Origin of the sequence: Lentilactobacillus sp. Marseille-Q4993 (assembly GCF_951230165.1) — a bacterium.
Taxonomy (GTDB): domain Bacteria; phylum Bacillota; class Bacilli; order Lactobacillales; family Lactobacillaceae; genus Lentilactobacillus.
The window spans coordinates 1-17,965 of record NZ_CATNVB010000040.1 but is presented as its reverse complement, the minus strand read 5'-3'; the positions used below and the strand labels follow the sequence as shown (position 1 = coordinate 17,965).

The following is a 17,965-nucleotide window of genomic DNA, read 5'->3' as shown; positions in this document are numbered from 1 at the left end:
CCTTGATGATGGCTAATTTTTCTTATTTTTTACTGATAAAAGAAAAACTGGATCATATTTTTCAAAAAGTCATGAAAAATATGATCCAGTTTATTTATTGGCGGGACTTATGTCCCGGCCTCTTTCTATGTAATAACAATTTTGAAAGGAACACTAATGAAAAAAACGATTATCAAAGACCAAACATTTTTAGCTCAGCCTTCATCGCCTGCCAATAAATCAGACAGCCAGCAGATCACTGACTTGGTTGACACCTTGCAAGCCAATTCGGACCGTGCAGTCGGTTTGGCAGCCAACATGATCGGCGTGAATAAAAGAATCATTGCCTTCAAAATGGGAATCATGAACATTCCCATGGTTAATCCAAAAATAACCAAGAAATCCGGTCGCTACCAGACGTCTGAGGGCTGTCTTTCCCTACCTGGCGAGCGGGAAACCACTCGCTACAAAAAAATAACAGTTGATTACCAAGATTCAAATTTCAAACATCACACCCAAGAATTCACAGACTTCGTTGCCCAAATCATTCAACACGAGATAGATCACTGCAACGGCATTCTAATTTAGCCAATTTCCTCTGATATAAATTGATTGATAAGTTCACTTCTGTACTTTAGAAAGCTATCAGCATCTCCCACCGTTGGATGAACTCGATTTGAGAGGAATATTAATCCCCGCTGTGTGCTTCGATCAAAAATCAGCAACGTTCCTGTGTACCCAGTATGGAGAATAACTGGGTGACCATAGTCTTCGTCGAGTACCCAACCAAACGATCTAATTCCTAACTGATTATTAGTCTGGTCAATAAAAAATTTATCGATAGTTTCGGTTGCAATTACTTCTTCTGCTACCGTTTGACCTAGGATGACCCGGCCAAACTTAATCAGATCAGCAACGGTTGAGAATAGCCCAGCTGCCCCACTGTCTTGCCCTAATACTTGCGTTTTAGGATCATGCACAGTTCCCCTAAGTGGCATTCCATCCACTTGGACTTCAGTCGGAACCACGTTAGTGATGTCAGTTGGGTGAAATGTGGTTTGATCCATCCCCAACGGCTTGATTACCCGATTTATAATTAATTCTTGGATAGGCTGCCCCATTATTTTGGCAGCTATCCAGCCTAACATCAAAAAGTTATAATCCTGATAGCGCATTTCTTGGTTAATTTTATCGCCAGATTTTAGGCCAAGAATTGCTTTTTTTAACTCCGTTTTTGACAACTGATCACGGTGAGGAATATAGCCAACAATGTCCGATGTATGGGTCAGCAAGTTTCTGATTCTCGTCTGCTTTGACTGCCACTCTGGCAAGTATTTGCTTACGCTATCCTCAGGGCTCAATCTACCAGATCTAATTAGCTGCATTATCACGTTGGTCGTACCAATCACCTTAGTTAACGAAGCCAAATCGTACGTTTGGTTTCCCTTGAGCGGTTCAACCGTAGGTACAAGTGATTCATTTCCTATGTAACTACTAATTATTCTGTCATGATCAATGATGGCATACGTGACACCCGGAAAATACTTATTTGAGAGCCCCTGTTTTATCTTATTGATTGTCCTCTCGAATTCCATTTTATTCCCACCAATCTTATTCAATAGAACTAGTATTTATCAGGAAAGTTGATTGGTCAATATATCAAAGGCTTTAATTATAAACTTTCAATATCTGATTGATTTGGTACAATGGTTACCAGACAAGTAAACACGGAGGCTAACAAAATGGCAAGTAATTCGGATACTATCTATTACGTTTTGTCCTACATCAAAAACCACCCACAAAAGGTAGTGACCAGTGCCAAGAAGTATAACAATAGCGTTGAGATGTTTTTAGACGATGACGTTCGCGTTGGTAATGCTGAAATTTATTTCCCTGACCAAAAATTGGAAGTAAACCGCATGGCGTCGGAATTTCTCTCTAAAAATAGCGAATTATTAGATTTTTTCTATCATCAAACTGATGTCGATGACCAACCATATAATGAATTATGGATCACTACCGGTCATATCACTGCCAAACACAAGTATCTCATTGACTTGTCGTTTGAGTAAGGAGATTCTTTAAATGGGAGTTCAATTACTAGATATAATTACTAAACTTTCCTCGTGGGCGATGGTTGCTTTCTTTGCCCTGTTCGTTTACTTCAAAATTAAGGGTCAGAAAACTAAGTATCGATTTGGATTATACTCACTAATTTCATTGGTTATCATGATTGTGGCTGGGTTTGCTTTCTTCAATACACCTCAAGGAAAGCACATTTTAAAAACAGGTGACACTTCCGAGTCAGTGATGAGTCTTGGGCAAAAGAAAAAGAAAGCCAAGACTTTTAAAGACCCAGTTCAGGCGATTACGTACCGAATGAAGAATACCAAGACTCTGTTCTTTCAAAATAGCTATTCGGTAGTAGCAAACGGCAAGAACATCACCGTCAATATTACTGATAAACAAGACTCCATCGAGTCAATCAAACTGACAGTGGCTGACCTGTTAAAGCAGGTTAAGAAAACTGAATACCAAAAGTTTGATGCTATCAACTTCAACATCAAGTTGAAAAAAGGGCAAATGAAATACAACGTCCCTACTAGCAAGCTGAAGGTAACAGCAAATAATAAAATAAAACCGGCGTGGATAGATAAATTTCAAGTGAAATAGTTAATCATAATGTGCTGGGACATAACTAATTACATCGAAAAAAGGACGTGGATAACAGATCCACGTCCTTTTTGTACAGCCGTAATAATCAAGTCACCTTGTGTATAACTAGACACATCTATGCCTTTACAAACTCTGGGTCTTGATACTCTGGATTAGGATAATGATAGAACCCTTGACCCGTTGCAACCCCTAGTTTATTAGCATTAACATATTCGCTAAGCTTATCGACAATCTTCAAAAAGTCGTCATTCTTTGTGTTTTCATAAAATTCTTTTTCGATATTAACCGCAGTGTTTAAGCCCATAATATCAAGGAATCCAAACGGCCCACGGTCAACTCCCATGCTGACCATCCAGTTTTTGTCGATGGCAATTGGATCAGCATATCCGTTTGCCCATAATGATAGTGCTGAATTAATCATTGGTAGAAAAATTGAGTTCATTACATATCCAGATATTTCCTTTTTGATTGGAATTGGAATCATCTTAATTTGTTTAGCAAAATCGGTAGCATCTTCGATTGTTTTCGAAGGTGTGTCGGGTGCCCACATCAGCTCAGCGACGTTGTGAACCCATATAAGGTTCGCAAAATGCATTGCCATAAATCGTTTCTTATTAGGTACAAAGCCAATCATTTGGCTTGGAATCAAGGTTGACGAGTTACTAAGCAGCAATGCATCATCATCCAAATAAGGAGCGAGGCTTTCATAAGTTGATTGTTTAATATCCAGCCGTTCTGGAACAGCTTCAACAACTACACTTGCACCTGTAATAGCTGACTTTAAGTCTGTCGTTAATGACAAGTTCTCGTTAGCTTGTTCGATTTGCTGATCAGTTGCATCAATATCATGACGATACTGATCCGGATAACTAGCTATCTTTTTACTAGCACTATCAACGGCTGCATCTGAAATATCATAAATCACAGTTGGTAGTCCAGAAAAAGCTGCCTGATAAGCAATCTGACTACCAAGGACGCCGCCACCTAAAATAACTACTTTATTGACTTTCATAATACCCTCCCCTTCTTGCTACATGGCAATAGTAATATCGACAGAAAGCGATTGCAAATTAATAGACCTAATCATACAAATTATTGCTACACGCAGTAACCATCAGGACTGAGGACTATTATTCATGGCCCTCAGTTACTGTTGTTGTGCGGGGGTCGGACGACGAAAGCATCTTTGTATGCTTTTGTCCCACTCCCTCACAAAGGTAGATACACACATCATGAGTTACAACCCCATAATTTACCATATTGCAGCAAACTGGATCGAGTCCAGTATACCCAAACCTTTCAGTTATCTAAAGTAACCTGTTTAAAAGATACTAAACATCAAAACAGACTTCGATCAATTTTTACTTGCTATTAAAATAAAATTGAATTTATATAAAAAAGCCCGCTACCAAAACGTAAATACGTTAGTAGTAGCAAGCTTTCTTGACTCGATTGGGTATACTGGGCTCGAACCAGTCAGCCAAAAGCCCTTGATACCACAGGTTTTGTCACCACATAAATAATATTGGCTACGTGTTTGGCTACGTTAGCAAAAATATCCTGGGACGGATACATAAAAATAAAAAACTACCCTCTTCCTTTGCGTTATTATTTCATGAAAGAAATGATGATAATGAATTTTGAAGAATTAAGGCAGCTAACTTTAATATCCATATAACAAAAAAGGCCAGAGTCCCTTTCTCCAGTCTTTTTCACTTGATACGTGATTCGCTTATAAGCACTAACTAATGTTACCACTACTGATAATTTTTTAAAATCAATTAAATGCTTTTCCTGTTCATTAAAATCCTAATTAATAGCCTAAGTTAACATACTTAGCATTGGCGGTAATATACCCACCAGCTACCCGATATCTTAAAACTCCAGACTTGCTAAAGTCATTGCCGTATGAATAATCATAATTCTTAACTTGCAAAACAGTTCCTTTTTTGATCTGCTTTTTCTTACCAGTTAAGTTGACTGTTCGGTACAGGTTCAATGTCCGCTTGGCTTTAACATAACGCACTTGATTATGCTTATTCATGTCAACTAGTTTACGGTTACCCGTAATATACTGACCATTCTTCAAAACATAACGGGTCGTTAAGTTATGGGTCACAAAGTTAACTACCGGTAAAACGGTTCCTTGCTTGTAATTCTTAACCTTGTTAGTTAAATTCTTATTCTTATAGGCGTTGACCCCCCGCGGATTAATAACCGTCAGCTTTTTGTGCTTAGCCTGATAATAAACTGGGCGAACGTAATTCCAATTAGCTGTAATGTAACCAGTTTTACCAGCAGTCTTTGAATCGTGGTTAACATCTCTAACTTTGTAGCGCAGTACATTGTTTTGAGAGCGTGCATAACCAGTAACTACAAACATTGGTCGGTAAATTCGTGGCTCCTTAATATAGGAAGCTACCCGTTCAGACTTGTTAAGGTCCGCGTTCTGATACAAATTAATGCGTTTCAGAGCATAAACCACCTCACCTTTAGGTAGGATATGATGTCCTGAATCATTATCATTAGCACCTGGATTGCCACCAGGAACAGGTGATTCTGAAGTAGTCGGCGGAGCTGATGGAGTTGATGGTTCCGTAGGAGTGGGCGGAGTTTGCGTAACCTGCTTAACCGGTACATTTTGCCAAACATAAGTTTCTGCCTTAGTTGGATGATTGGCATTTCCTTTAGCATATAGCGATGCTAGTAGACTGGCATCGTATAGATCCCCTTTCGGGTTAAATTCACTACCATCCTTACTAGTATCAACGGCTTGCCACCTTGGGGCTGTAGCATCGCTACTTGGGCCAACTTTATGCGTTGTAAATCCCGGAATTGGTGTCCCATAAGCTGGAACGTTAGTAAATACACTATCGCCTTGAACTAATTGAACTAAAAAAGTATTTGGTCCTAATTTTAATTTCCACAAATTAGTCATGTCAGAAAGCATAGAATCGGTTTCTATCACATTACTCAGGTTCCAATGTGACAAATCCAAACTAGTCAACGATGAGCAACCATAAAACATGCGAGATAGAAAACCTGCATTATTGACATTCCACTTAGACAAATCTAAGTTAGTCAATGACGAACAGTTGCTAAACATTCCTTCAAAATCTCGTCCATTACTAACATCCCAATTGGAAACATCAAGATGAGTCAAAGACGAGCAACCATAAAACATATAGAAAAAATCTTCTCCATTGCTAACATCCCAATTAGATACATCTAGGTGAGTCAAAGACGAACATCCGCTAAACATATAATCAAAAGCATCGACATTCTTCTTATTAATATTTTCAAGACCATTGATGGAAGTTACATTAGTAAAATCTGAAAACATTCCTCCCGAATGCTCTGGAAATGTGACTCCTTTTTCAATATTGATTTTTTTAACTATATCTTTATTCAAGTCACCCCAGGAATTCCACAGATTTTCATTTGAAATTTCCCCAAGTTGTGCAGTTGATTTTCCGTTGGTAGTTACGTCTAAAGTTCCTTGGTCGTCAAGTTCCCATTTAGCAGTTCCGTTCATGCCAGTTGCAATAATGTTTTTCTCTGGTGTGTTAACTTGTTGCGTTGTCACCGGTTGTGATGCCGCGGAATCAGCCTTAACAATGAATTGACCACCACCTAATCCAAAGGCAATTAAAGCTATACCAACCATCAGCCAATGCTTTGTTGGTAGACACCAAGTGTGCCAATACTTCTTGTCACGAGACTTAATAAAATCAATCATAATTTAAGCCCCCTTGCTAAAAACGTCCCTCCTTCTCTCTTGGGTATAGAATGCTCGCAGATGTAGTGGCTGTCAATTAAAACGCTTTCAGTTATTTATATTAATTAACCATTTAAAGTAACTTCTTTAATCAAAGCAAATAAAAAAAGCACCCACCTTTATCGGTGAGTGCCATTTTTCTATTCCACGAACTTATTAATTAACTTGTTAGCACTAATGTAGCGCCCATTCTTTAATTTAATACGGGTCACATTGTGCTTTTCATCTTTCACCATTTTATACACTGAAAATTGCGTGCCCTTTTTAAACGACTCGACTTTCTTAGTTAGTGATACATCCTTATAAGTCGCTGAACCTTTAACAGATTCAACTATTTTGACCTTACTTCTTAATGTGTAGTAGAGATTATTGACGTACGCTTTGTTAGCCGTGATGTAGAGGCCATTGGTCAATTCAAACCGCTTGCCATCTAATCGCTTAGTCTTTAACTTCGAATGCTTGCCATAGGTTTCCACTGCGTTCTTGCCCGAACCAACTTCTTTAGCAGTCCGATATGCCTTTACATTTTTTTTGGTGTAGATCCACACTGGTCGCCATTTGAAATACGTAGGCTTAGTGATCATTACACCTTTAGCCCCTTTAGCTAAGCGGACTACTTCGTCCACATTCAAACCTCCAGGACATGCTGTAGCAGTAACTTCTTTATGGCCTAACACATGCTTTCGGTCTAGTGGGATATTATACCGTTTGCAGATATCTGCCACTAAGCGTGCACAATTCCGCATTGTCCTTGGATCAACTTTCCAGTATGGTGCTCCCGAAGAATTCAAATTCTCGATACCAATACTGCGTTGATTTGGGTTACTGATTCTCGGTACATCACTACCTCCAGTTCCACCAGCATGCCAAGCAGCATACTGTTCACCCACACAACCAATAATTTCAGTTGGAGTTACCTCATAATGGGCTGATGTACCAGCAGGACCACCTTGAACCCACGTGTTCATGGCGACATTTTTGTTCGTAGACGCATTGTGGTGCAAAATTATTCGATCAATCTTTATACCATTACGACTACTTGCATTCATCACTTTTGGATTGACACTCGTAATTAGTTTGCTAAATACTTCTCTTGCCATTATTTTTTCTCCTCTCGTATTCCTTTAAATCCATCAAATAATCCAGATGTAAATCCACCCAAAAGCATTCCAAAAATGCCAGCTGATAGCAAGTCAGTATCTTTAGTAATTAGAGCTGCAATTATACCCGCTCCAGTCCCAATTAGCATTGCTAACCATGGCATCCATTTATTATTGATACCAGTCTGCTTTAATGCTTGAGTCAAACAAAAAACCACTGCCAGAATAATTCCCATATCTGCAGTGGTTCCTAATTTTAATTGTTGTAAAAAGTCCATATTTATTCCCCCTTCAACCGTTTAATCTCTTCTTTTAACTTAGCATTCTCCTTTTTCAGTCGATAACATTCCTCTTTGGGTGTTTCAGTTGGATGCCTAGCATTGATCCTAGCAACCCAGACTGGCACGTACCCCACCGCAATCGCTGAGATGGTCGAGAGAATGGCTGTAATTAGCTTGTCATTGATAATCAATCATCCCCCGTAAAAGCATACGTTACTACTCGGCATATAACTCCACCAGACAAAACGGCTCCTGGGCTAATCAACGCCCCTGCTTCAATATCGTGGATCAAAAAACCTAAGAAGGTCGCCATCCACACTAATGTGAGTAAACCGATCATGACTGGGCGTGCAAAGAACCAATGGAAGTCCCAAATTGAATACGACAGCGCAAATGTACCTACTACCGATATTAGGAATACCGACAACGGGTCGTCTAGCAACCCTAAAACAGTTCTGGCTGGAGGTTCTAAATCAAAAAAATTTGTTCGTACAATAAACACCATTGCAACTGCGTATGTTTCGATTGCCGTCCAAAACCAAAATTGATTCTTTTTAAATGTCAGATAGAATTTTCGCATATGGCCACCTCCTTTAGTACGCGGTAATACTTGTTACCATCAGTTGCCCCCAAATTTGCGTTTGCATTTGAGCTGCCGGCGTTTGCATATCAGTACCAGTCCATGCGTAATCCCAGCTAGAATAATCACTTGCACCAGCCATTTTGACATCATTATTAATCAACAAAGTGCCTGCATTAGGATCAACCGTAATAGTATTGTTTTGTTCAAATGATGCTGTAGAACCCTCTAAGGGCACCCCTGGAATAAACGTACTATCTGTACCACTTCCGGCAGCACTAACTGTGCTAAAGGAAACTTTGGCTACATAAGTTTGTGTTCCCGTTGCTAACTCGCCACTGCTATCTCTTAATGGAATATCCACGGTTGCAGAACTAGTTAATGATGCATCAGTAAATTTACTATATTGACCTGACCAATCATTACCACTAAAGCCTGAGTAATTAATACTTTCAGCGTGTCTAAACGCCGGCAATTTCGTCGCAAACTGAATTCGAACACCGTGTTCCACTTGTTGCAACTTACTAAGATCAGGGAAAACAAACTTCTCATCATGTGAAAGAATATTACTATTGGTTAATTTGCTTAGAAAACTAACTAGGTTGACATTGTTTTGCCACGTAATATTTGCCGGCGTAGCACTTAACAATTCAGTTCCGGCGTCTAAATAAGTAGGATAAATTTTCACGCCATTATAGTAAGCGGTAGCGACCTCTTTGCCATTGTAGAACATTTTACTGACTTCTTTTCCGTTGTAGAAAATTTTTGGCATAAGCTCCCCTCCTTACTTGGTCGTGATGTATAAGTTATATATATTACCAGCACTATCCGACTTAGCTTGTGATTCAGTGGCTCTCTCTACAATACTGGCCTTATTAGCAGCTTCTGACTTCCACGCAAATTTAGTTTCTGTTTCACTTTTTGTGTACGTAGTCGACTTCGTAGCATACTTGCTATCCGCATCTGTTGTCTTTTGATAGGCACTTAGGTCCGGTCCCTCACCCTTTTTAGCGTACTTAGCATCGGCATCAACTATTTTTAAATATGGAGTTAAATCAATGTCATCGCCCACTCTATAGAAAAAAATATTACTTGATGTCACTGAACAGTTTCCTAACCAAAATTTATCAGTGTTAGAAGTGGATTCATACAAGTACATTATTGCATTCGCAGCATTAACAAAAAATAAACCACGTAAATATTTACCAGTCGTATTGTTAGCAGCATCAGCACTAATATCAATGTAGCCAAAAGTATTAGTATTTGCATAACTTTTCAGTTTAGAATTAATACTTTCGCCACTTTCTACCTTGACTCTGGTGCTTATCTCACTATTGTCTTTGATTTTTGCAATCGCATCATCAACATACGTTTTAGTTGCTAATCTTAGTGGATCCAATACCACGGTCACGTTAGCTTGATTACCAACAACTATTTGCACGCCTAAAGTAAACTGGAGCAATACTTTATCGCCAAAGTCAGGAATCTGTTGCGCTTGTTCAGCCGTAGTGACCGCAAATAGGATTTCGCTCTTGCCATCTTCTTTGGCGTACAACCCAACGGCGTTAAGGTTGTATCCCGTGGTTAAATTACGATTTTCAAAGTATACTTCAATTTGTTTGATGGCACTGGTCACATTGCTGTCACCTACGATGGAGCCATCTTGTTTCTTGTTAGGTAACTTAGTTAAGGTTTTTAAATCGGTACTGCTTAAATCGTCACCCGTGGATTCGGCTCTGGTAATTTTAAAACTCGTTTTACCAATGGCTGCGCGACTGGCTAAATCCATACCGGCATTAGTTAATACCGTATCATTATATTCAGACATTTAATTTCTCCTCCTTTGCATGGTTACTAGTGCTGACTTTAATTTGCGTGTATGTTCCCATGAATAGCTTTAACTGACTGGTCATGTGCCACTTAGTCTGGGGTTGATTACTGGTAACAACTTTATAATCGGTGGCCGTGCCAATAAACAGTGGGAACTTACTTTCACTCTCCGCTGTCGTGTGAATCTCAAAGGCTAAGTTAGCTGGAATGTACACATTTAACAGGTACTTCAACCGGTTCAATTGGTCAGCCGTGATCTCATCCCACTTCGCACTAGCAATCAAAAAGTCCGTAATGGCGTTGACTTGAATCTCGGCTGGAATATGCAAATCTTTTAACACTTTACGAAAATACTTGATAGTGATTGGATGAGGTGGCAGAGTGTGCATCAGAATGTCGTAACGCCGGTCTTCAATATCCCGACTTAAATCAGTCTCAATACCGAGTTGAAACTCCATCATGGCTAACCCATCACTATCTGCTAACATCACGAATTGATTGATCAGAATGCGATACGTCCGGTCTTCCAACTTATCAAAAGCTGGTTGTTCCGCTTTTAATATTTCCTTCATATCGTAGATGTCATTGTAGTAGTCAGGCATGTAATCGATTAGTTTCATCGAACCGCCTCCTCAGTGAAAGTGACATCCCCTAAGACCGGTAATTGCGACTTGTCATTAGTTAATATCATGACCACATCACTGTTGTTGCCATTCAACACCGGCATACTAGCGTCCACGATACCTTCGACCCGCATGATGGCGGATAATATCTGAGAACGGTAGACGGTTAGGGCATAACCCCGACCAGTCTTGGTGTTGATTTTGCCCCAGGCTTTGCGTCGCTCAGCGAAGTATTCACTGATTGCGGTCTGCAATTGAGGTTTAACTTCATTCAGCGTCTTAGTCACATCCACAGCAATCGATACCGTCACATTGACCGTCACGACTTCCGGAGCCACCACGGTTACGGCATGACCGATTGGCGCTAAACCATAGCCCTCACCACTAGCATCCGTGGGGTCGATTTTTTCTTTGACCTGCTTCAATAACGTAGAGGACGCTGGCATTAAGCTGTTATCCAGAATGACTAGCTTGGCGGTGCTACCACCCTGCCATGCTGGATAAATTTGGGCTGCACCAACTTCCACGATATTGCGGAGCATATCTTGGTAATCGGCAATGTTTCCGCCATAAGCCATCCAGTTATCGGCGGCTAATAGCCGTTCTCGTAGATGGTCATCATCTTCTTCATCCCTAGCTGGTACGGTGATCTCAATGATTTCCGCCCATGATAAACTGTCATTCGGGGTCACGGGTAATACTTGGTCAATATAACCATTGGCCCGTGTGCCGGCTGTTTCGGCTACCATCAAGCCCGTTAAGTCAGCATTGATACTTTTCACCGTATAAAAAATAGGATCGTCACCAATACTGGCGAACCGATCCCCAACTTGAACATTATCGATTGGTTGATTATTATCATCTAAAAACTTAGCCGTTACTTGCGCATATGTGGCTTTAAACCGTGATGTACCGTGTTCAATGGCCCGCTGGTCTAAAAACTCACCTTCTGCCGTCGCCGTATAGGATTGTCGAACAACGTTGGCTTTCTTAATAGAGTTAGCTGCTAATGCAGTTGCCGTTGGGGCAATGGCATCATAAGCAATCGAGCCTTCTCGTGTATCAATATCGGTTGGCAATTCGTCCATCATAAAATCTAGCCAAAACTCGAAATCTTCACTCTCTAATTCAGCAATTAATTCTTCAGGATTCATCTGTTAAACTCACCTCACTATCAAAGGGGACAGTACCATACACGGTGATACAATCACCTTCCACGAGTAATGATGTGGAATCAGTCTGTTCAATCTTGCTGATGGTCACGTCATTGACACGGTCATCCGCCGCTAGAGCTTCGACGATCATCCGTTCCACTTCGACTTTAGCGTAATCAAAATCCTTACCAAATAACTCTGGCAAGTCATTGCCGTACTGGTCATCGTAGATGGGATACACGAACCGTTCTGTTTTTAGAATCTTGTCCACCGCCTGCACCATCGCTTCTAGTTCATCACACATATCGACGATACGACCATTGCGAACTCTAAAGGTCAACGTGGGTAACGTTTCTTCTTCAACTTCATCCACGTCCGCGTCGACTTCATCTTCAAGCGATTCATCTTCAATCTCTTCAATCTCATCATTATTCATCACTGGCACCTACCTCTGTTTTATCTAATACATAAAATTGCTGACCACCATCAAATCGAAATAGCGTTACGCCATCCCCTTTTTTAAGTGAATCATCAATTTCAATCGTGACTTTTTTGCCATCGATTTTGGCATCTAAGTCGTACTTGCCTAATCGTTTATCCAATACCAGAAAATTGTCAGTTAATGTAATTTGGTTGGATAATTGTATTTTCAACGGTTTTTCGGACACAACTTGGCCAAACATCACATCAGCATAGTCTGAATCCGAACCACCGCGACTATTGAGCTTGTCAAGCAACCATTCTCCAGCCATTACATATTCACCTTCATTTCTAATTCCACGTTGTAATCATTCTCAAAGTTATGCGTGGCTTTGGTAATGGTCGCCGCTTTGGTGCCGTAACCGATCTGTTTCAAACTCTTGATAGCTACGTAGACGGAATTACCCGCCACAAAGTCCGTGTTACCAATCGCATTGAGCTTTAACGTATACTTCTGCTTGTTCTTTTGCTTCAGCAACTTCTTAGATCGTTCTTTCATCTGCGCTTGGTTGGCTTTGTCTTTAGCTTTATCAACGGTCTGTAATTTCCCATACTTGGCCACACTGCCGCCTTTAGCTTGCACGGTAGTAAACTTCGTATTCTTTGGATCATTCGTCTTAGCAGTTGCCGTGGACTGGCCTTTCTTTTTCTTATCCGAACGCACGACTCGAACCACGTTACTTAAATCTTCGATTGATTTCTCGAACGTAAAATCAGTCAGTAATGACTTATCACCGACAATTATCTTGAGTTTCTTATACGGAGCTTTGCGCATTTCAGCCACGCCGTAGTTGTCATATAGAAAGTAACGATTATCCGTGGCCGTTTTCTGCTTATTCGAGAAACTCTTGAACATATCAAAGTATGATTTCTGGTCACTAACTTCAGCAACCAGTTTATGGCTAGTCTTAGCCGCCTTGTACTTAACACCAGCTAACTTAGCCATCTTCACGAACCGCTGGGATAGCGTGGACACTGGCCATACGATAGAATCTTGGTTCTTGAAATAGCGTAAAGAATCATAGGCGGTCACCGAAAACTCTTCATCAGAATCATAGCTGACTTTAAAAATCTTACCCTTGAAAATCTTTTTGCCATCCCATCGAAACCACACATCATCCCCGTTCTTAGGGGTGTAACCTTCGTCAACTTCGAGCAATTTGAACGTCAACGTACCGGCGGCATAACTAACATCCGTCACCCACTTGATTTCAGTCACGATTTCTCGTAAGTCCCAAATCGTTTTCGTGCCAGGAGTACGGGTGGTAAATTGGGTTACTGCCATAACTTACGCCCCCTTGACTGAAGATGCGGAGACCCAACCACGGGCACCACCTGTTAAGGTGGTGATGTGGTAAGGCTTCTTAGCACCCTTAGCAATCAGTGAAATCTTGCGCGTTGCATTCCGTTCAATGGCGCCAGGACCCGAGCCAGCCGAGTTTCTGAACAACTGCCCATTGACTACGACTTTCGAACCCCGTCCGATTTTCTTTGGTGGCGCCGTCCGTTGCTTGCCCTTCTTCGTGGCAGTGACTTTTTTCTTTTTCTTCTTCTTTTTGATTTTCTTCGCTTTGTAAGGTTTGTACTCTTTTAACGTAATATCCAGCACATACTCATCGGCATAGCCATTCTTCAAGGCATACTCAAAGCTACTGAGTTTGCCTTTAAAACTAATCTTCGTAGTTGACACCACGAGTCGGATTACCGACTTTAAAACATAGGCATTCTGAAACCACCGGATAAACTCCTGCGCATTATTCAACATTCGACCTTGGGCCACATAATGTACGCCCTCAACGTCCACAGGCAGGGGCAGCTCCAGGCTGATCTCTTTAACTTTCTCATAACCAATAATATTGATCTGACCAAGCTTGACCACATCCACGGTTTTATCATCTGTACTTTGTTTAATCGTAATTTCTTTCGGATTGACCGGCGCTTGGATAGTTCCGTTCTTGGTATTAGTAAAGTAAAACTTCATCTTGCCATCAATTGCCATGCTGACACCTCCTATCTAGTTTGGTCTAATTTTTGTAGATACTGTTCAATTCTGAATAGAATCGATTCGGCATCTTCCGCATTGTTACTCGTTCCATTAAGCTGAATAGCTCCAGCTTCAATCGTGATGGTATTACCACCATTGTGCGTTTCGGAATTATCACTAGTTGTGGTAGTTCCGTATGGCGTAACGCCATTGTTGAATGGTGAACTACTCAATGCACTGCTATTAGCATTCATCTGCCTATTCAAGGCAACTGTCTTACCGCCAACGCCATTGATAGTGTTAGCAAACATTACGGCAGCTTGAATCGCTTGGTTCATCCCTTGAGCTAACATAGCTCCAGGGTTCAAGCCTGATAAACTAACCGCATTGATGGCACTATGCGCCATGCGACTACCAGCATTAGCAATCATGCTAGTCGTTCCTTGCATCCCTAAAGCTAAACCTTGACCCATATAGGAACCGATTTCAGCAAACAATCGCGATGGTGAGTGAACTTTAGCAGCGGCTCTAGCTGCCCGATTAGCTTGCGCAACTAAGGCATCTGCTGCGGCGGCAACTGCACCAACTTGAGAACGCAATCCAGCAGCTAACCCAGCACCAATAGCGGCACCGGCAGCTCTTGCTGGTCCTACTCCAGAACGCATTCCGTTAGTAGCAGCTTGAGCTAATGCCCGTCCGGCAGCAGCGGCGTTACCAACTCCGCCCCGTAAGGCAGCAATAAACCCTTGCACCGCACTTTGAGCAATGGATTTCATGGTATTTAGGGCAGCCTTCACCACATTCACAGCCGTAACCATCTGTTGCAAACTCGATGCGGCAGCGGCTGCTTGTGAAGCGATTCGGCTTACTTGACTAGCAACTAAAGCAGTAGCTGCGCCTAAGACGACCATCCCAGCAGAGGCCGCAATTGCACCTACACCTAAGACTGTCAAACCAACAGCGGCAACTACGGCTACCGCGGCAACCATAACTAACCCAATCATAGCCATCATGGCACCGACCATGACCATCATCAATCCGATCATCGCCATCATGCCACCAATCATAACCATCATTAAGCCGATCATGGCCATCATACCGCCTAGCATGACCATCATTAACCCAATCATTGCCATCATCGACGCCATCATAACGAGCATTAAGCCCATCATAGCTAACATAGCACCAGCCATGACCATGACTAAGCCTGCGAAGGCCATGATTGCACCTACGAAGACCATCAATAGTCCGGCAAACGCCATGATTGCACCAGCGAATAACAGCATCAACGCTACGCCTAAAAGCAAAGCACCAACAGCGGCTACTGCTAATCCCACGGCTAAGATGATCAATGACATGGCCAACATCAGAATACCCACGGCGGCAATCAATGCAAATACCGAGAATATCATCAATGCAGCCCCTAAAACGACCATATTCATGGCCGCCATTAACCCATACGTAGCAACAATTGGTAACTGAGTGGCTAATAATGCCATACCAGTGGCAGCTAAGAATACACCAATACCGACTAGTAGAACCGCAGCACCGAATACTAAGAAACCAACGGCACCCATAATCATAGCGGTACCAGCGACGGCAACCACGATAGCGAGGATAATCAGAACGGCAATCATGGCAAAGAACATGGCAATCGCTGGCCAACCAGCGGTAACTAAAGCCATCGCCGCATTAGCAATCAACCATAGACCAGCACCCGCCATTAAAACAGCGGCACCAATCAATAGTAACGACACACCGAGCTGAATAAAGCCTTTAGCAGCCGTTGCCGCTGAAGTACCCGCATTAGCTAAAGCACCACTATTGCCTAGGGCGCCCATACCTTTACCGATTCCCGTTAAAATATTGTCAATTGCTCCAACGGCTTTGATAGTTGCAAAACCAATCGCTAATACACCTAATACTTTAGCCAAACTGTTCAACGTACCCGCATCCAATTTACTCAGCATGTTCAACGCGGCAACAACTCCGGTGAGCACTAATCCTTTAGTACCGGCTTTCAACGCAATAAAACCAGCAGCTAATAATTTCAATGAACCAGGGTCCATATTACCGATCACATCCGCAATGGCTTTGATACCATTAGCAGCACCCTTTAACGCACCACCGGCAAGCTTGCCCAGTTCATTGAACATCCCGAACTTACTACCACCGGCACTAGATAACGATTTGACCACATGGCCCACCGCATCAGCAATGGCATTCATAGCATCACCCACGGCACTGATGGCACCAGTGTCCGCAATACTGTCAAAGAATTGGGATAAGCCTTTGCCGACATTACCGAACACCTTCATCATCTGCGAACCAATAGGGGCAATGAATGAAACGATACCCTTCATGGCGTTTTGAATCGAAGGGATCGCTCCCTTGATACCGTTGGTCATGTTGTTGATGAAATCCGTCATCCCTGCATCAGCTAGGGCATCCAGACCACCAGCCATACCACGAACCACGGCGGTCTTGAAGTTAGCCATTGCCGTACCAATACCAGAAGTTGAATCTTGGGCGATTTTACGCAGTGACTTCATGCCACCGCCACCTTTTTCATTCAACTTAATTAAAGCGTCTTGGAAGTCTTCCACGGAGACCTTACCTGTCGACAAACCCGTCTTTAGTTTTCCAGTGGTCATATCCATCTCTTTAGCAATCGCATTCAAAGCAGGTCCCATACCACCATTGATCATACTGTTCCAAGTAGCCATATCGACCTTCCCATTAGAGAACGCCTGCGATAATTGAGTAACGGCAGTATCAACTTGAGCAGCACTACCACCGAATCCTAAGATACCGTTGTTCATGGCTTCAAATATCTTCGTTGATTTACCGATCTTACCCGTGGACGCAGCTAACAGTTGGGTATTTCTAACCGCAGCATCCATTGGCGTGGGTAGCCCCGTGATGGCTTTATCCAGGTATTTCATTGAGCTACTCGTTTGCTTAGCCGAGAAACCCATGTTCTGAAATGACCTGGTAGCGTTATTCAAGGTATCAACACGAGCAATCGCATCACCCATTGAGTTGGTAATCAGCCCGATTCCTTTAGTGATTCCAGCCCCGATAACGTTGGCGCCTAAGAACTTACTAAATAACCCATTACCCTTACTGACGGACGTATTCATGTTATTGAAACCACTCGTTAGTCGGTTCGGTACTTTCGGGTCCATACCACCACTCATTGCTGATTTGAAGCGGCTCATCATGCTCTGACTTTTACCTAAACCAGACGCCAACTTATCCAATGAGCTACTAAAGCCGTCATTGATGCGAATCGTTGCACTAATTGTAGAGGACATATCGTAACCTCCTTTCTACATATTAAAAAAAAGGCTAAACCCATCAGCGGTGCGCCGGAGATACTCCTAGTATGTTGGACACGGAAACAATTAAAATTCCGGGTTCATATACTAGGAGTTTTTATATTGACTAAATATCGCTACACCATAGACGAAAAATTATTCTTTCTTGATTTGCTTGCT

Annotated in this window: 19 protein-coding genes; 3 read left to right on the top strand and 16 right to left on the bottom strand. The window is 41.9% G+C overall.

Annotation, left to right across the window (positions count from 1 at the left end; translation table 11 throughout):
• Positions 1 to 156 precede the first annotated feature (156 nt).
• Positions 157 to 567, top strand: coding sequence for a peptide deformylase (locus QOW94_RS10175; RefSeq protein WP_283680332.1), 411 nt, complete (start codon positions 157 to 159; stop codon positions 565 to 567).
• On the opposite strand, the gene QOW94_RS10170 is transcribed toward QOW94_RS10175, so the two are convergent.
• A complete protein-coding gene (locus QOW94_RS10170) occupies positions 564 to 1,574 on the bottom strand; it encodes a serine hydrolase domain-containing protein (protein WP_283680331.1) in 1,011 nt (336 codons plus the stop codon). The genes QOW94_RS10175 and QOW94_RS10170 overlap by 4 nt on opposite strands.
• A 147-nt stretch (positions 1,575 to 1,721) precedes the next feature.
• On the opposite strand from QOW94_RS10170, the gene QOW94_RS10165 reads away from it, so the two are divergent.
• Together QOW94_RS10165 and QOW94_RS10160 are read left to right on the top strand one after the other, a co-directional pair.
• On the top strand, positions 1,722 to 2,051 hold the full coding sequence (locus QOW94_RS10165; RefSeq protein WP_283680330.1) for a hypothetical protein: 330 nt from the start codon (positions 1,722 to 1,724) through the stop codon (positions 2,049 to 2,051).
• 13 nt (positions 2,052 to 2,064) lie between these two features.
• Positions 2,065 to 2,652: a hypothetical protein gene (locus QOW94_RS10160; RefSeq protein WP_283680329.1), complete on the top strand. Its 588-nt coding sequence runs from the start codon at positions 2,065 to 2,067 to the stop codon at positions 2,650 to 2,652.
• Positions 2,653 to 2,770: 118 nt separating this feature from the next.
• Here QOW94_RS10160 and QOW94_RS10155 read toward each other — a convergent pair whose 3' ends face one another.
• The 15 genes from QOW94_RS10155 to QOW94_RS10085 all read right to left on the bottom strand — a co-directional run bounded on the left by QOW94_RS10155 (position 2,771) and on the right by QOW94_RS10085 (position 17,782).
• On the bottom strand, positions 2,771 to 3,667 hold the full coding sequence (locus tag QOW94_RS10155; RefSeq protein ID WP_283680328.1) for a 3-hydroxyacyl-CoA dehydrogenase: 897 nt from the start codon (positions 3,665 to 3,667) through the stop codon (positions 2,771 to 2,773).
• Positions 3,668 to 4,468: 801 nt separating this feature from the next.
• Positions 4,469 to 6,394 carry a BspA family leucine-rich repeat surface protein gene (locus tag QOW94_RS10150; RefSeq protein WP_283680326.1) on the bottom strand — a complete coding sequence of 642 codons (1,926 nt, stop codon included), beginning with the start codon at positions 6,392 to 6,394 and terminating at the stop codon, positions 4,469 to 4,471.
• Positions 6,395 to 6,573: 179 nt separating this feature from the next.
• Positions 6,574 to 7,533, bottom strand: a complete 960-nt coding sequence (locus QOW94_RS10145; RefSeq protein WP_283680325.1) for an N-acetylmuramoyl-L-alanine amidase — start codon at positions 7,531 to 7,533, stop codon at positions 6,574 to 6,576.
• Entirely contained in the window at positions 7,533 to 7,811 is a 279-nt protein-coding gene (locus tag QOW94_RS10140) for a holin (RefSeq protein WP_283680324.1), read from the bottom strand. Before QOW94_RS10140 ends, QOW94_RS10145 begins: the two co-directional genes overlap by 1 nt.
• 2 nt (positions 7,812 to 7,813) lie before the next feature.
• Complete coding sequence (locus QOW94_RS10135) at positions 7,814 to 8,005, bottom strand: hypothetical protein (RefSeq protein ID WP_283680323.1); 192 nt, start codon at positions 8,003 to 8,005, stop codon at positions 7,814 to 7,816.
• Positions 8,002 to 8,394, bottom strand: coding sequence for a hypothetical protein (locus QOW94_RS10130; RefSeq protein ID WP_283680322.1), 393 nt, complete (start codon positions 8,392 to 8,394; stop codon positions 8,002 to 8,004). The genes QOW94_RS10135 and QOW94_RS10130 overlap by 4 nt, the downstream gene beginning before the upstream one ends.
• 13 nt (positions 8,395 to 8,407) lie before the next feature.
• On the bottom strand, positions 8,408 to 9,166 hold the full coding sequence (locus tag QOW94_RS10125; protein ID WP_283680321.1) for a hypothetical protein: 759 nt from the start codon (positions 9,164 to 9,166) through the stop codon (positions 8,408 to 8,410).
• 12 nt (positions 9,167 to 9,178) lie between these two features.
• Positions 9,179 to 10,222 carry a hypothetical protein gene (locus QOW94_RS10120; RefSeq protein WP_283680320.1) on the bottom strand — a complete coding sequence of 348 codons (1,044 nt, stop codon included), beginning with the start codon at positions 10,220 to 10,222 and terminating at the stop codon, positions 9,179 to 9,181.
• Entirely contained in the window at positions 10,215 to 10,844 is a 630-nt protein-coding gene (locus QOW94_RS10115) for a putative phage tail protein (RefSeq protein ID WP_283680318.1), read from the bottom strand. The genes QOW94_RS10120 and QOW94_RS10115 overlap by 8 nt, the downstream gene beginning before the upstream one ends.
• Entirely contained in the window at positions 10,841 to 12,001 is a 1,161-nt protein-coding gene (locus tag QOW94_RS10110) for a baseplate J/gp47 family protein (protein ID WP_283680317.1), read from the bottom strand. Before QOW94_RS10110 ends, QOW94_RS10115 begins: the two co-directional genes overlap by 4 nt.
• Positions 11,991 to 12,437, bottom strand: coding sequence for a DUF2634 domain-containing protein (locus QOW94_RS10105; RefSeq protein ID WP_283680333.1), 447 nt, complete (start codon positions 12,435 to 12,437; stop codon positions 11,991 to 11,993). The genes QOW94_RS10110 and QOW94_RS10105 overlap by 11 nt, the downstream gene beginning before the upstream one ends.
• Positions 12,430 to 12,753: a DUF2577 domain-containing protein gene (locus QOW94_RS10100; RefSeq protein WP_283680316.1), complete on the bottom strand. Its 324-nt coding sequence runs from the start codon at positions 12,751 to 12,753 to the stop codon at positions 12,430 to 12,432. The genes QOW94_RS10105 and QOW94_RS10100 overlap by 8 nt, the downstream gene beginning before the upstream one ends.
• Positions 12,753 to 13,766 carry an XkdQ/YqbQ family protein gene (locus QOW94_RS10095; protein WP_283680315.1) on the bottom strand — a complete coding sequence of 338 codons (1,014 nt, stop codon included), beginning with the start codon at positions 13,764 to 13,766 and terminating at the stop codon, positions 12,753 to 12,755. The genes QOW94_RS10100 and QOW94_RS10095 overlap by 1 nt, the downstream gene beginning before the upstream one ends.
• Before the next feature lie 3 nt (positions 13,767 to 13,769).
• Positions 13,770 to 14,480: a hypothetical protein gene (locus tag QOW94_RS10090; protein ID WP_283680314.1), complete on the bottom strand. Its 711-nt coding sequence runs from the start codon at positions 14,478 to 14,480 to the stop codon at positions 13,770 to 13,772.
• 11 nt (positions 14,481 to 14,491) lie between these two features.
• Positions 14,492 to 17,782, bottom strand: a complete 3,291-nt coding sequence (locus QOW94_RS10085) for a tape measure protein (protein ID WP_283680312.1) — start codon at positions 17,780 to 17,782, stop codon at positions 14,492 to 14,494.
• Positions 17,783 to 17,965 lie beyond the last annotated feature (183 nt).

Bases quoted from the DNA above. Each gene is read 5' to 3' on its own strand.
- QOW94_RS10175 (WP_283680332.1), top strand. From the start codon at position 157: ATGAAAAAAACGATTATCAAAGACCAAACATTTTTAGCTCAGCCTTCA.
- QOW94_RS10170 (WP_283680331.1), bottom strand. From the start codon at position 1,574: ATGGAATTCGAGAGGACAATCAATAAGATAAAACAGGGGCTCTCAAAT.
- QOW94_RS10165 (WP_283680330.1), top strand. From the start codon at position 1,722: ATGGCAAGTAATTCGGATACTATCTATTACGTTTTGTCCTACATCAAA.
- QOW94_RS10160 (WP_283680329.1), top strand. From the start codon at position 2,065: ATGGGAGTTCAATTACTAGATATAATTACTAAACTTTCCTCGTGGGCG.
- QOW94_RS10155 (WP_283680328.1), bottom strand. From the start codon at position 3,667: ATGAAAGTCAATAAAGTAGTTATTTTAGGTGGCGGCGTCCTTGGTAGT.
- QOW94_RS10150 (WP_283680326.1), bottom strand. From the start codon at position 6,394: ATGATTGATTTTATTAAGTCTCGTGACAAGAAGTATTGGCACACTTGG.
- QOW94_RS10145 (WP_283680325.1), bottom strand. From the start codon at position 7,533: ATGGCAAGAGAAGTATTTAGCAAACTAATTACGAGTGTCAATCCAAAA.
- QOW94_RS10140 (WP_283680324.1), bottom strand. From the start codon at position 7,811: ATGGACTTTTTACAACAATTAAAATTAGGAACCACTGCAGATATGGGA.
- QOW94_RS10130 (WP_283680322.1), bottom strand. From the start codon at position 8,394: ATGCGAAAATTCTATCTGACATTTAAAAAGAATCAATTTTGGTTTTGG.
- QOW94_RS10125 (WP_283680321.1), bottom strand. From the start codon at position 9,166: ATGCCAAAAATTTTCTACAACGGAAAAGAAGTCAGTAAAATGTTCTAC.
- QOW94_RS10120 (WP_283680320.1), bottom strand. From the start codon at position 10,222: ATGTCTGAATATAATGATACGGTATTAACTAATGCCGGTATGGATTTA.
- QOW94_RS10115 (WP_283680318.1), bottom strand. From the start codon at position 10,844: ATGAAACTAATCGATTACATGCCTGACTACTACAATGACATCTACGAT.
- QOW94_RS10110 (WP_283680317.1), bottom strand. From the start codon at position 12,001: ATGAATCCTGAAGAATTAATTGCTGAATTAGAGAGTGAAGATTTCGAG.
- QOW94_RS10105 (WP_283680333.1), bottom strand. From the start codon at position 12,437: ATGAATAATGATGAGATTGAAGAGATTGAAGATGAATCGCTTGAAGAT.
- QOW94_RS10100 (WP_283680316.1), bottom strand. From the start codon at position 12,753: ATGGCTGGAGAATGGTTGCTTGACAAGCTCAATAGTCGCGGTGGTTCG.
- QOW94_RS10095 (WP_283680315.1), bottom strand. From the start codon at position 13,766: ATGGCAGTAACCCAATTTACCACCCGTACTCCTGGCACGAAAACGATT.
- QOW94_RS10090 (WP_283680314.1), bottom strand. From the start codon at position 14,480: ATGGCAATTGATGGCAAGATGAAGTTTTACTTTACTAATACCAAGAAC.
- QOW94_RS10085 (WP_283680312.1), bottom strand. From the start codon at position 17,782: ATGTCCTCTACAATTAGTGCAACGATTCGCATCAATGACGGCTTTAGT.